This window comes from Chitiniphilus shinanonensis DSM 23277 (assembly GCF_000374805.1).
Taxonomy (GTDB): domain Bacteria; phylum Pseudomonadota; class Gammaproteobacteria; order Burkholderiales; family Chitinibacteraceae; genus Chitiniphilus; species Chitiniphilus shinanonensis.
The window spans coordinates 166,561-179,619 of record NZ_KB895337.1 but is presented as its reverse complement, the minus strand read 5'-3'; the positions used below and the strand labels follow the sequence as shown (position 1 = coordinate 179,619).

The following is a 13,059-nucleotide window of genomic DNA, read 5'->3' as shown; positions in this document are numbered from 1 at the left end:
CTTTGGCGCGGACTGCTTACTTCACCAGCGCCTTGGCACGGGCGGCCACGTTGTCGGCGGTGATGCCGAACTCCTTGAACAGCACGCCGGCCGGGGCCGATTCGCCGAAGTGGTCGATACCGACCACGTCGCCGTCCAGGCCCACGTACTTGCGCCAGCCATCGGTGACGCCGGCCTCGACGGCCAGACGCGGCACGCCCGGCAGCAGCACGCTGTCCTTGTAGGCCTGATCCTGGCGGTCGAACACGTTGGTCGACGGCATCGACACCACGCGCGCCGGCACGCCCTGGGCGGCCAGTTGCTCGGCGGCCTTCACCGCCACGTCGACTTCCGAGCCGGTGCCGATCAGCACCACCTTGGCGCCCGGCGCATCCTTCAGCACGTAGCCACCCTTGCGGATATTGGCCACCTGCGCGTCGTCGCGCTGCTGGAACGCCAGGTTCTGGCGGCTGAAGATCAGCGTGGACGGGTTGTGCTTCTGCTCGATGGCATGCGCCCACGCCACCAGCGATTCCACGGTATCGCACGGACGCCACACGTTCATGTTCGGGATCAGGCGCAGCGTCGCGGTCTGCTCGATCGGCTGGTGGGTCGGGCCATCCTCGCCCAGGCCGATGGAGTCGTGGGTGAACACGAACAGCGTCGGGATCTTCATCAGCGCGGCCATGCGCAGCGCGTTGCGCGCGTATTCGCTGAACATCAGGAAGGTGGCGCCATACGGACGCCAGCCGCCGTGCAGCTGGATGCCGTTCATGATGGCGCTCATGCCGAACTCGCGCACGCCGTAGCTGATGTGGTTGCCCACCAGCGTGTTGCCCTCGCGCTTGAGCGGGGTGCTGCCCTTCCAGTTGGTCAGGTTGGAGCCGGTCAGGTCGGCCGAGCCGCCGAGCATTTCCGGCAGCTTGGGCACGAAGGCGTTCAGCGCGTTCTGGCTGGCCTTGCGGGTGGCGATGGTCTCGGCCTTCTCGCGGGTTTCGGCCAGGGCGGCCTCGACGATGGCGTTCCAGTTCTCCGGCAGTTCGGCGGCGATGCGGCGCTTGAACTCGGCGGCCAGATCCTTGTGTTGCAGCGCGTACTTGTCGAACAGCGCCTGCCATTCGGCTTCCTGCTCGGCGCCGGCCTTCACGCGGCTCCAGGCGTCGTACACGTCCTGCGGCACTTCAAACGGCGGGTACTTCCAGCCGATGGCCTCGCGGGTGGCGGCGATTTCGGCGTCGCCCAGCGGCGCGCCGTGCGAGTCGTGGCTGTCGGCCTTGTTGGGCGAGCCCTTGCCGATGATGGTCTTGCAGCAGATCAGCGACGGCTTGTCGGTGACGGCCTTGGCTTCCTCGATGGCCTTGAGCACGGCATCGACGTTGTGGCCGTCCACGCCACGCACCACGTGCCAGCCATAGGCTTCGAAGCGGCCCGGCACGTCTTCGTTGAACCAGCCTTCGACGTGACCGTCGATGGAGATGCCGTTGTCGTCCCAGAACGCGTTCAGCTTGCCCAGGCCCCAGGTGCCGGCCAACGCGCACGCTTCATGGCTCACGCCTTCCATCAGGCAGCCGTCGCCCAGGAACACCCAGGTGTGGTGGTCGACGATGTCGTAGCCGGGCTGGTTGAATTCGCGGGCCAGCAGCTTTTCGGCCAGCGCGAAGCCGACGGCGTTGGAGATGCCCTGGCCCAGCGGGCCGGTGGTGGTTTCCACGCCGGCGGTGTAGCCGTATTCGGGGTGGCCCGGGGTCTTGGAATGCAGCTGGCGGAAATTCTTGATGTCTTCGATCGACAGATCGTAGCCGGTCAGGTGCAGCAACGCGTATTGCAGCATGGAGCCGTGACCGTTGGAGAGGATGAAGCGGTCGCGGTTGAACCAGTGCGGGTTCTTGGGGTTGTGGCGATAGTTGCCTTCGCCCCACAGCGCCACGGCGATCTCGGCCATGCCCATCGGCATGCCGGGGTGACCGGAGTTGGCCTTCTGCACGGCGTCCATCGCCAGCGCCCGGATGGCGTTGGCCATGTCTGTACGCGTTGCCATAGGAAATCCTCTAAGAGAAATAAACATGGTGGGGGGCACCGACTGCGCGCCCAATGCGGCTCGGCGCATTATCCCGGCTGACTGCCTGTGGGACAACAGCGCGCCACCGCGAAAGAGTCAGGTTTTACCGCAATGCGCCAGGCAGGGGCTTGTTATGGCTCAAACCGTGGCGCAAGGCCGCTTGCCGGCCTTGCCGGACCCTTCTTTATACACGCGCGCCGGCCCGCTACAAGGCCGTGGACCGAGCCGGCCGGATGCCGGGCGCGGACCAGCGCATCGCACGTTCGAATGTCGATTCGCCCTGGGAGGAGTTCCCGGCGGCGATCATTCCACGCGCCGCACCTGGATGGCGCTGATGTAGGGCGCGCCGTCGGCGATGGCGGTTTCCCGGCCGACCAGCTCGAAGCCGGGCGGCAGTTCGTCGGTCCAGGCGCGCACCAGTTCGTCGAACACCAGCAGCTCGACGTCGAAGTCGGCGGCGGTGAGGGTGCGCGTGGCGCCGCGCGGGGTGGCATCCAGCACTTCGCTGAACTTGAGCAGGGTTTCGAATACCGCCATGGGGATGCTCCTTGGTTGGGCCCGGCCGCGGCCGGGCGGTCGAAAACTCGGGGCGGACACAGTCCGCCGGCACGACAACGCCGGCGACGTCGTCCACCGTGCTCAGGCACCCAGCCCGGCCGCCAGCAGCAGCAACAGGCCGATCATCGACACCGCCCACACCAGCGAGCGCAGGCGCGGGATGCCCGAGGCGTAGAGCGGCACGTACAGCACGCGCGCCCAGAAATACAGCAGGCAGCCCCACTGGCTGAGCGCGCCCTGGCGTTCCTGCACCACCACCAGCAACACCGCGGCGACGAACAGCGGGAAGGTTTCCATCAGGTTGGCGTGGGCGCGTTGCAGCCGCCCGCCCAGCGGCGTGGGCGGCGGTGGCGGGACATCGCGCGGGCCGGCGGCCCAGTCGAGGCCCTGCTGGCGTCGCAGCACGGCCGAGGCCAGCATCAGTTGCACCAGTCCGAGCAGGATGGTCCAGGCGAGGGCTTGCAGTTCGATGGTCATGCGCGAGGCTCCGTGGGGGATGGCTCAGGGGATGGCTCACTATAGGAGCGACGGCGGAGGCGGTTGCCGTGATTTCGCACGGACCTTGGTTTTCGGGTTTCCTGATGTGGCAATCGACCCGCATCGAGCCCCCGGTGAAGCCGGGCGCTCAGTGGGTAAAGCGCCTGGGCTACGGCAACATGCGGATCGGCAGCCAGGTCGACCGCTTCTGGCTGCAAGGGCCGCTGGAGATCTCCGCCGAGGAGGAAGCGCGCTTCGTGGCGCGGCTGGTTGCCGGTGTCGCAGCGCAGCCAGGCGCTGGAGCGCGACATCGTCCGGCAGGAGGACGGCGACGGCTATGCGCTCGGCAAGACCGGCTGGTACGACCCGCCGCAGGGCACCGGGGTCGGCTGGTGGGTGGGCTGGGTGGAGAAAGGCGGCGGCGTGTATGCCTTTGCTCTCAACATCGATCTGTCCGACGAGGCGGCGGCCGCCAAGCGCATTCCGCTGGCGCGCGCGGCGTTGCAGCAGCTGGGCGTGCTGTAGCCGGGCCCGGCGGCCGGCGCGCTACACCGACGGCGCGCTCACCATCCAGTGCACGCCGAAGCGGTCGGTCACCATGCCGAAGCCCGCCGCCCAGAAGGTGGGCGCGTAGGGAGTGGTGACCTGGCCGCCGTCGGCCAGCGCGTCGAACAGTCGCCGGCCGTGCTCGGTGGAATCGGCGGTCAGGTGCAGCGACACGCCCTGCATCGCCGCATCCTCGGCGCGCATGCCGTCGGAGGCGAACAGCTCGGTGCCGCCGACCTGGAAGCTGGCGTGCATCACCTTTTCGCGCCAGGCCGGCGCCACCGGCGGCGGTTCGGGGGCGTCGCTGTAGCGCATCTGCACGTGGACCACGGCGCCCAGGTGGGTGACGTAGAACTGCAAGGCTTCCGCGCAATGGCCGTTGAAGAACAGGTACGGTTGGACTTGCATGGCGTGCTCCCGATCGGCAGGCAGATGTTCCCAATCTAGGCCCTGATCCGCGCGGTTTCACCACCGTATCCGGGTGGCCCGGATGCCATGCCGGTGCCGGGCGGCGAAGCCGCCCTATTTGTTCTCCACCCCGAACACGTGGCACAGGTAGGACAGGAAGTTGGGGTCCTCGCACATGCCCTTGCCGGGGCTGTCGCTCACCTTGGCCACCGCCTGGCCGTTGCAGCGGGTGAGCTTCATCACGATCTGCAACGGCTCGTGGCCGCAGTCGTTGGACAGATTGGTGCCGATGCCGAAGGCGGTGCGGGCGCGGTCGGCGAAGTGGGCGTACAGCGCCAGCGCGCGCGGCAGGGTCAGCGCGTCGCTGAACACCAGCTGCTTGGTGCTGGGATCGATGCGATGCCGCTCGTAGTGGGCGATCACCTTTTCGCCCCAGTCGAACGGGTCGCCCGAATCGTGGCGCAGGCCGTCGAACAGCTTGCAGAAGTAGAGATCGAAATCGCGCAGGAAGGCGTCGGTGCCGACCACGTCGGTCAGCGCGATGCCGAGGTCGCCGCGGTATTCGTGCACCCAGTGCTCCAGCGCGTTCTTCTGGAAGTCGCGCAGCCGCGAGCCGAACGACTGGAACGCCTGGAGGTATTCGTGCGCCATGGTGCCGATGGGGGTCAGGCCGTGCTTGCGCGCCAGCGACAGGTTGCTGGTGCCGCGCATGTACGGCGTGGCGTCGCGCGCCAGGGTGGCGATCATCTCGTCGTGCCACACCCGCGAGAAGCGGCGGCGGGTGCCGAAGTCGAAGAAGATGAACGGGAAGCGCCGCGCCGGCACCTCGCGCAGGGTGGCCAGCTTGTCCGCCAGCCGGCGCCGCCCCTCGGCCAGCGCGGGCGCGGCGGGGAACTGGCGGAAGTACACCTCGTTGACGATGGCCAGCACGTAGATCTCGAACAGCATGCAGTGCAGCATCGGGCCGCGCACGCGGATGTCGAGGTCGTCCGGGCGGTTTTCGGGGATCGACACCTCGATGAAGCGCCGCTGCAACTGGAACAGCCGCAGGAAGTCGACGAAATCGGATTTGATGAAGCGCAGCCCGCCGATGTAGGCGAGTTCGTCCTCGGTGAAGCGCAAGCCGCACAGGTGGTCGAGCTGGGCGTCGATCTCGGCGCGCAGCGGCGCCAGCGGCAGCTCGGGCACGTTGCGGCACTTGAAGGTGTACTCGGCGCGCGTCTCGGGATGATGGTGCAGGATCTCCTGCATCATGGTGAGCTTGTACAGATCGGTATCGAGCAGCGTTCCGATCACCGGGTCGAAGGCAGCCATCGGCACTCCACGGGGCGCGGCCCCGGACAGGTGGGGTTCGATTGTAAGCGGCGAGCGCCGCTGCGCGGCGGCGCCCCCTATCAAACAGGGCGCGGCTTTTTCACGCGGCCACCGCCGCGCCGCCCAGCCATTGCCGCAGGCGCCCGGCCGCGCCCAGCAGCGCCCGGCCGGACAGCAGCGCGATCTCCTGCACCTCGGCGCGGCGTTCCTCGTGGTCGGTGGGCAGCGACAGGCTGGCCAGCATCGCCTGCGCCGCCAGCCCGCCCACGTGGGCCACGCTGTCCAGCTTGAACAGCGTGGCGCGGTCCACCCCTTCGGCCAGGATGGTCTTGCACTCGACCAGGTAGAGCTGGTTGTTGCACAGGATGGCGACGTCGAATTCGTTGTCCACCTTGCCGTCGACGCGGATGCGCACGCCGCAGGCCAGATCCTGGATCGGCAGTTCGCCCACCAGCGCGCCGGCCTGGCTGAAGATCCAGCGTTCCAGCCAGCCGCCGTGCAGGAAGCGGTGGCTGGGGCGGTCGGCGAAGGCGATGCGGCCGTCCGGCAGTAGCCGCGCCAGCCGCGATTCGTGCAGCAGCTCGGCCAGTTCCGGCTGCGGGTGATGCAGCGCGCCGCGGCTGATCCAGCCGGCATCCACGTCCGCCGCCAGCGCGTTCAGCGCCAGGATGGCGCGCGGCCGCCGCGCCGCCAGCTCGGCGAAGCCCGCGGCCCAGCCTTCCAGGTTCGGGTCGCGCTGCGACAGCCGGCATTCGATGGTGACGATCTCGGCGCCGTACAGGCGGAAGTAATCCTCCAGCCGCATGCGGTCGGCGATGTTGTAGCCGTTGGCCAGCGGCGCGCCGGCGGCGTCGCTGAGCCAGACCAGGGTGTCGGCCTCGGGCTCGACGGCGAACACCGGCACCGCGTGGCGGCTGGCGACCTCGAAGCCGATGGCGGCCTGCACCGGCGTGGCGCCGGACAGGTTGACCACGCACGGCTGGCGGCTGCCGGCCAGCGCGGCTTCCAGCCGTTCGCGGATGGTGGCGGGATCGTAGCGCGGGCGCAGCGGCAGCACCGTGGTGGCCAGCCCGGCCTTGCGGCACACCTCGGCCACCGCGCGCATGGCGTCGCCGATGGCCGGGTCGTGCAGCAGGGTGACGCGGGTGAAGCCGAAGCCGCGGTCGAACAGCGGCGAAACCAGATCGGTGGACACGTGGCCGACGAGGCAGATCAGGTGCATGGGCAAAATCCGGGAGGCATCGCGGGAAGCGCTTCCAACGTTATGACCCAAATCGTTGCGGCCTGCCGCGTCTACCAGCGGAACACCACGTCGGCGCGCCCGCGCGTGGCGGCGATGCGGCGGGCGTTCGGCTCGTCGGTGTGCGCCACCCAGTCGGCGGCGGCGACGGCATCGCGGCCGAAGCGCATGTGACGCTCGATCAGGCGCTGTCGGCGCAGTTCGTCGTCCACCTCGACGTACCAGCTTTCGTCGAGCAGCGGCTTCACTCCGGCCCAATGGCCGTGTTCGAGCAGCAGGTAGTTGCCCTCGACGATCACCAGCGGCACTTCCGGCGGCACGGCGATGGCGCCGGCGACGGGCTCCTCGATCTCGCGGCGGAACGCGGGCGCGTACACCGTCTCGCCCACGCGCGGCTGGCGCAGCCGTGCCAGCAGGGCGACGAAGCCGGCGGCGTCGAAGGTATCCTCGGCGCCCTTGCGCGCCGCGCGGCCCAGCCGTTCCAGCTCGGCCTGCGCCAGGTGGTAGCCATCCATGGGCACCACCACGGCGCGGGCGCCCAGGTGCGCCAGCAAGGTGTCCGCCAGCGTGGATTTGCCGGCGCCGGGCGCGCCGACCAGCCCGAGGATGCGGCGCTGGCCGCTGGTCAACAGCGCTTCGAGGCGGGCGAAATACGGGGCGGCGATCGGGTGCATGGGCGGGCAGGAGGATGTGGGCGGGCGATGAAGGAACATACCCGCAGGCCGACCGCGCGCCAACCGGCGCCCGCGCGTTTGAAGGTCGATTCGCCCTGGCCTACGCTATCTGGATTCGCCTCGTCGCCATCGACCCATGCGGCGCGCCGAGGCAATCACCCCTGGAGACCTCAATGAGCAAGATCGCCGCCATCAAACCCCTGGGCCAACGCATCTGGCTGGACAACCTGTCCCGCGGCCTGTTGCAGTCCGGCGCACTGCAAAAGCTCCTCGACGACGACGCCATCGCCGGCGTCACCTCCAACCCCGCCATCTTCTACAAGGCCATCTCCTCCGACCCGCTCTACACCGGCGACCTGGCCGAACTGAAGAAGCAGAACCTCTCCGCCGAACGCCGCTATGAACTGCTGGTCGTCCCCGACGTCCAGGCCGCCTGCGACCTCAACCTGCCCCAATACCGCGCCAGCGAAGGCCTCGACGGCTACGTCAGCCTGGAAGTCTCTCCCTTCCTGGCCAACGACACCCAGGGCACCATCGACGCCGCCCACCGCCTGTGGGCCGAGGTCAACCGTCCCAACGCCATGATCAAGGTGCCCGCCACCCAGGCCGGCGTGCTGGCCTTCGAGCAACTGATCGCCGACGGCATCAACGTCAACATCACCCTGATGTTCAGCCTGAAGCACACCGACGACGTGCTCACCGCCTATATCCGCGGCCTGGAAACCCGTCGCGCCGCCGGCCTGCCGATCGACCACGTGCGCGCCGTCGCCTCGGTGTTCCTGTCCCGCGTCGACGTGCTGCTGGACAAGCAGCTGGACGCCATCGGCACGCCGGAAGCGCTGGCGCTGCGCGGCAAGGCCGCCATCGCCTTCGTCAAGGTGGCCTACCAGCACTACAAGCAGCTGTTCAACGGCACCCGCTTCAAGGCGCTGAAGGCTGCCGGCGCGCATCCGCAGCGCCTGCTGTGGGCGTCCACCGGCACCAAGAACCCGGCCTACCGCGACACCATGTACGTCGAGGAGCTGATCGGCGCCGACACCGTGAACACCGTGCCGGATGCGACGCTGGATGCCTTCCGCGACCACGGCGTGGCGCAGAGCAAGCTGGATACCGGCATCGAGGAAGCGGTGCTGGTGCTGGGCCAGTTGCGCAAGCTGGGCTTCGACTTCAACCGCGTCGGCGAGCAGCTGCAACAGGAAGGGCTCAAGCTGTTCGACGAGGCGTTCGAGAAGCTGCTCAAGCTCACCGAGTGACGCCGGCCAGCGGCTTCGACCCAAACAAAAACCGGCCTCACGGCCGGTTTTTGTTTGGCTGACACCGATGCGTCAGGCGACGCCGTCCAGGCGATCCGCCGTATCGAGCAGGTATTCGACAGCGCGGTCGAACAGGGGGATTTCCTCCAGGAAGCGCGCGCGGCCAGAATCGCGCAGGCGCATGAACAAGCCGACGCCCAACACCGATTGCGGCCTATCCTCGCCCAGGTTGAGCACCACGCGCCCGCGCGAGAGGTCGGGCCAGCTGAGCACCGCGCGCGTCATCTTGCCGCCCAGGTCGATCTCGATGCCGACGCCGCGTTGCAGCTTGGCCAGGATCGCGGCTTCTTCGTCCACCGAGACCGGCGATGGCGACTGCTCCGGCGGCGGGTCGCCGATCAGGCGGTCGACCAGTTCCAGGCGGGTTTCCAGTTCGCGGATGGCTTCCTCCAGCAGCTGGCTGTCCAGTTGCTGCGGCGCCGGTTGGTGCGGGGCCACGGCTTGCAGTGCCTCCAAATCCAGAAATTGTTCGAAACGATCCCGAAAGTAGGCCAGAGACGGCACGGTGTGGGGAAGGTCAATACTCCGCAATGCGAATTTATGCGCATCGAGTAACCAGCTCAGCAGCTCGCGCGCCTCGCCCTCGCGGCCGCGCTCGACCAATCCGGCGCGCAGGTTGCCCACCAGACCGGGCAATAGTTGCCGCAGTTGCAGGCGGTCGGCCTCGGTCAGCTTGGGTGCAACGCTCCACACGAGATCCGGCATGGTACGCCAGTAACGCAGCGCGCGGTCGGGATCGTGGCGCGCGGCGTGCTCGATCACTCGCGGCCAGTCGTGACGCAGGAAGGTGTTGAGGTAGTCGTCCAGCTTGATGTCGCCCAGCGCGGCGCCGGTCATGGCGACGATGCGGGCGAAGCGCAGGGTGCGGTTTTCGGCGCGGTCCACCGCCTCCAGCGCCGGCTCCACCTGTTCCTGGCCGGCGCGCAGTTCGGCGGCGATGAAGGCGTCCAGCTGGTCGAGCATGCGCGGGAAGACTTCGACGCTGCCCGCCTCGCTGCCGAGCAGTTCCTCGACGATGCGGCTGATCTCGACGGCGGTGCGCTCGCCGGTGGGGTCCACCTGCTTGAGCCCCACCGAGATCGAGCCGATGCGGTTGACCAGCATGCGCACCGGGTGGTTGCGGCTGGCGAGCAGGGTGGGATCGGCCAGCGCCAGCTTCAGCACCATGAACTGCAACCGCCCCAGCTGGGCGCGCACTTCGGCCGGCACGTCGGTATCGCGCAGGATGAACTCGAACAGCATGGCCACGATGTCGATGGTCATCTGCTCGCGGCTGTCGCGGGTCTGGCTGGCCAGCTCCTCGCGGTGCTCCAGGATCACGTTGCGCAGGTGGCCGTCGCGCAGTTCGCCCGGCTCGTCCCCGGCATGCTCGACCTGAAGGCGCGCCACCGCCAGGCCCAGCACCAGGTTCTCCGCGGCCGCCGCGCTCTGGTCGGCGCCGCCGGGCAGGATGCCGGAGAACAACTTGCGCAGCACGCTGCCGGCGCGCTCGGCGCCGCCCAGCCAGCTGGCCTTGGGCGCTGCGTGCGGCGCCTGCCAGCCCGCGGCCGTACCGCCGGGGCCGAACGGCACGCCGGCCGCCACGCCACCGCCGAAGGCGGCGCCGGGCATGGCCATGCCGGGCAGCGCGCCATCGCCGGCCAGGCCGGCGCCGGTGACCAGTTGCAGCAGCCGATCCTCGGGCGCGGCAATGGGGGCGCCGGCAAAGCCACCCATGCCACCGGCGCCGTCCATGCCGGGCAGGCCGGCCGGGATCATCCCGGGGCTCCAGCCGTCGTCGCCGGCGGGGGCCGTCGCGGCGGCGCCGGCCGCGCCGTGGTCGGCCGGGATCTGCCCACCGACCGCGCGCGCGCCGCCGCCCAGGCTGCGCGGGCGCATCTGCAGCTGCGCGGCGATGCCGTGCTTGGCCAGCAGGGTGTTCATCGCTTCGTACAGGGTGTATGCGTGTCCGGCCAGCCCTTCGCACAGCTCCTCGACCAGCACGGCGGCCTGCTCGCGCGATTCGACGAATTCATCGACGGTGTTGGAGATGCAGCGCGACAGCAGGTAGGGCCGGAACGGGTTTTCGCGTTCCTTGACGTTCTCTTCGCCGAACAGCAGTGCCACGCGGATGTTCAGGTCGCGCAACTGTTCTTCCACTTCGTCGCGCAGGTATTTGGTCACCGAGTCGATGCGCAGTTCGTCCTCGAACGACGACAGGCTGACCAGGCTGAGTTCGCCGGTGGCCATGGCGCCGGAGAACGAGGGACGGTAGTTGCTGTAGGCGGTCTGGAAGCTGCGGTCGAGCAGTTGTTCCATGTGCGCGACCAGTTCCTGGCGCAGGGTCGGCAGGCGGCGCTGCAAGGCCGCCCGCGCTTCCAGCTGCACCGACGATTCGCGCATCGAGCGGGCGAACTCGGCTTTCTTCAGCAGGTTGGCCTCGGTGTGCGGCAGCAGGGTCTGGATGGCGTGGTCGAATTGCGCCAGGAAGGTGGCGCGCGCCGCGCCGAGCAGGTCGTTGCGATCCATCATCTCGTCATCCGTAAGCACTGCGCCGGGCCCGGCTCGGCCCGTCATGAGGAGAAACATTTTGGTCAGCAGAAAGACAGAATTACGCTGCACACCAAAATAAATCTCCTTGATTTACGCAGCATAGCGAATTTTAGCATGACAGCATGGGACGATCCGCCTGATGGCAGACAGCTGAAAACTTACCGCGAGCGCACCAACGACGCCCGCCTGCCGCGCATGAAAACGCCGCGTCCCGAAGGAACGCGGCGTGAAGACCTAGGGTGAATCGACATTCAAACGTGGGATGCGTTGGTCCGTGGGCCGGATGACTGCGCGAAGCGCGGCGCAGCAGATAGCCTTCCTATCTGCAAGCCGTGCGACAAAGCAGACGCCGGCCCACGGACCAACCCGCAGGGAAGGACGAAGGCCGGGCGCATGGCCGCGTTGTACCTCGCTTGCGGGGATGACCCCGCGGCACTCGGCACGCCTTGCCCTGCATCCCGGCCTTCGCCCTTCGCACCCGCGTTTGAATGTCGATTCACCCTAGGGGGCGGGCGCGGTCAGCCGGGCTGACTGGCCGCCACGGCCGCGACCCGCTCCTGCCAGCCGCCACCCAGTGCCTTGTACAGGGTGACCAGGTTGGCTTCGCGCGCCAGGCGCACGTCGATCAGGCTTTGCTGCGCACCATACAGCGCGCGCTGCGAATCGAGCACGGCCAGGTAGCTGTCCACCCCCTTGCGGAAGCGCGCGTCGGCCAGCTTGTAGCTGATGCCGGTGGCGTCGGTCAGCGATTGCTGCGCCGCCAGCTGCTGGTCCAGCGTGCCATAGGCGGCCAGGGCATCGGCCACTTCGCGGAACGCGCTCTGGATCGATTTCTCGTACTGCGCCACCGCGATGTCGCGGTCGACCTTGGCGGCATCCAGCCCGGCGCGATTGCGGCCGCCGTCGAAGATCGGCAGCGTGATCTGCGGGATGAAGCTCCAGGTGCCCGAGCCGGACTTGAACAGTTGCGACAGTTCGTTGCTGGCGCTGCCGGCCGACGCAGTGAGGCTGATGCGCGGGAAGAAGGCCGCGCGGGCGGCGCCGATGTCGGCGTTGGCGGCGCGCAGCGTGCGCTCGGCCTGGAGCACGTCCGGCCGCCGCACCAGCACCTCGGACGGCAGGCCCTCGGGCAGTTCGGCCAGCACCGCCACCGGGGTCAGCGTGCGCTCGGGCAGCAGTTCGTCCGGCACCGCTGCGCCGATCAGCAGCGTCAGCGCGTTGCGGTCCTGCGCCACCTGGCCGGTGAAGCGGGCCACGTCGACGCGGGCGCTGTCCACGCTGGTCTGCGCCTGGCGCAGGTCGAGTTCGGACGCGACGCCGGCCTCGAAACTGCGCCGGGTCAGCTCGTACGAAGCGCGCTGGCTGGTGAGGGTGTCCTCGGCCAGCGCCAGCCGCTCCTGGTCGGCGGCCAGTTGCAGATAGGCGTTGGCCACCTCGGCCACCAGACTGATGCGAGCGCTGCGCTGCGCTTCCTCGGTGGCGAAGAAGCGCTCCAGCGCGGCGTCGTTCAGGCTGCGCACCCGGCCGAACAGGTCGAGTTCGTAGCTGGCAAAGCCGATGCCGGCGGCGTACTCGTGGGTCACCGCGGCATTGCCGTTGGGCGACATGCGGGACGGGGTGCGCTGGTGCGTGCCCGAGCCGCTGGCGTCGATGGCGGGGAACAGGTCGGCGCGCTGGATCTGGTACGTGGCGCGGGCCCGCTCGATGTTGAGCATGGCCACGCGCAGGTCGCGGTTGTTCTCCAGCGCCAGTCCGATCAGTTGTTGCAGCCGCTGGTCGACGAAGAAGTCGCGCCAGCCGAGCGCGGACGGATCACCGGCGGTCGGGTGCAGCGCGTAGGCGTCGCCCTGCGGCCAGCTGGCCTCCACCGGCGCGGCGGGGCGCTGATAGTCGGGCGCCATGGTGCCGCAACCGGCCAGCGCAGCGGCCAGCGCCAGAATCATGGGTGTGCGGCGCATC

The 13,059-nt window shown here is 68.8% G+C and carries 11 protein-coding genes; 2 read left to right on the top strand and 9 right to left on the bottom strand.

The window, feature by feature from the left end; all coding sequences use genetic code 11:
• Positions 1–16: 16 nt before the first annotated feature.
• The 3 genes from tkt to C556_RS0105730 all read right to left on the bottom strand — a co-directional run bounded on the left by tkt (position 17) and on the right by C556_RS0105730 (position 3,073).
• The gene (tkt, locus tag C556_RS0105740) at positions 17–2,017 is read right to left on the bottom strand and encodes a transketolase (protein WP_026262840.1); all 2,001 of its coding nucleotides are present in this window, start codon (positions 2,015–2,017) and stop codon (positions 17–19) included.
• A gap of 324 nt (positions 2,018–2,341) precedes the next feature.
• A complete protein-coding gene (locus tag C556_RS0105735) occupies positions 2,342–2,575 on the bottom strand; it encodes a hypothetical protein (protein ID WP_018747280.1) in 234 nt (77 codons plus the stop codon).
• A 102-nt stretch (positions 2,576–2,677) separates the two neighbouring features.
• The gene (locus C556_RS0105730) at positions 2,678–3,073 is read right to left on the bottom strand and encodes an MAPEG family protein (protein WP_018747279.1); all 396 of its coding nucleotides are present in this window, start codon (positions 3,071–3,073) and stop codon (positions 2,678–2,680) included.
• Between the two features lie 276 nt (positions 3,074–3,349).
• Here C556_RS0105730 and C556_RS19500 point away from each other — a divergent pair, with 276 nt between their 5' ends.
• Entirely contained in the window at positions 3,350–3,598 is a 249-nt protein-coding gene (locus C556_RS19500) for a penicillin-binding transpeptidase domain-containing protein (protein WP_157235897.1), read from the top strand.
• A gap of 21 nt (positions 3,599–3,619) precedes the next feature.
• Here the strand turns inward: C556_RS19500 and C556_RS0105720 are convergent, their stop codons facing one another.
• The 4 genes from C556_RS0105720 to C556_RS0105705 all read right to left on the bottom strand — a co-directional run bounded on the left by C556_RS0105720 (position 3,620) and on the right by C556_RS0105705 (position 7,255).
• Positions 3,620–4,027: a VOC family protein gene (locus C556_RS0105720; protein WP_018747277.1), complete on the bottom strand. Its 408-nt coding sequence runs from the start codon at positions 4,025–4,027 to the stop codon at positions 3,620–3,622.
• Between the two features lie 114 nt (positions 4,028–4,141).
• The gene (gene pncB, locus C556_RS0105715) at positions 4,142–5,341 is read right to left on the bottom strand and encodes a nicotinate phosphoribosyltransferase (RefSeq protein ID WP_018747276.1); all 1,200 of its coding nucleotides are present in this window, start codon (positions 5,339–5,341) and stop codon (positions 4,142–4,144) included.
• A gap of 100 nt (positions 5,342–5,441) precedes the next feature.
• Positions 5,442–6,563, bottom strand: coding sequence for a Card1-like endonuclease domain-containing protein (locus C556_RS21505; RefSeq protein WP_018747275.1), 1,122 nt, complete (start codon positions 6,561–6,563; stop codon positions 5,442–5,444).
• Positions 6,564–6,634: 71 nt separating this feature from the next.
• Positions 6,635–7,255, bottom strand: coding sequence for a nucleoside/nucleotide kinase family protein (locus C556_RS0105705; protein WP_018747274.1), 621 nt, complete (start codon positions 7,253–7,255; stop codon positions 6,635–6,637).
• A 173-nt stretch (positions 7,256–7,428) separates the two neighbouring features.
• Between C556_RS0105705 and tal the strand changes: the two genes are divergently transcribed.
• Positions 7,429–8,508 carry a transaldolase gene (gene tal / locus C556_RS0105700; RefSeq protein WP_018747273.1) on the top strand — a complete coding sequence of 360 codons (1,080 nt, stop codon included), beginning with the start codon at positions 7,429–7,431 and terminating at the stop codon, positions 8,506–8,508.
• 72 nt (positions 8,509–8,580) lie between these two features.
• On the opposite strand, the gene C556_RS0105695 is transcribed toward tal, so the two are convergent.
• Both C556_RS0105695 and adeC read right to left on the bottom strand, forming a co-directional pair.
• Positions 8,581–11,079 (bottom strand): DUF1631 family protein, encoded by a 2,499-nt coding sequence (locus C556_RS0105695; protein WP_018747272.1) that lies wholly within the window; start codon positions 11,077–11,079, stop codon positions 8,581–8,583.
• Positions 11,080–11,618: 539 nt separating this feature from the next.
• Positions 11,619–13,058: an AdeC/AdeK/OprM family multidrug efflux complex outer membrane factor gene (adeC, locus tag C556_RS19490; protein ID WP_040430498.1), complete on the bottom strand. Its 1,440-nt coding sequence runs from the start codon at positions 13,056–13,058 to the stop codon at positions 11,619–11,621.
• Between the last annotated feature and the right edge of the window lies 1 nt (position 13,059).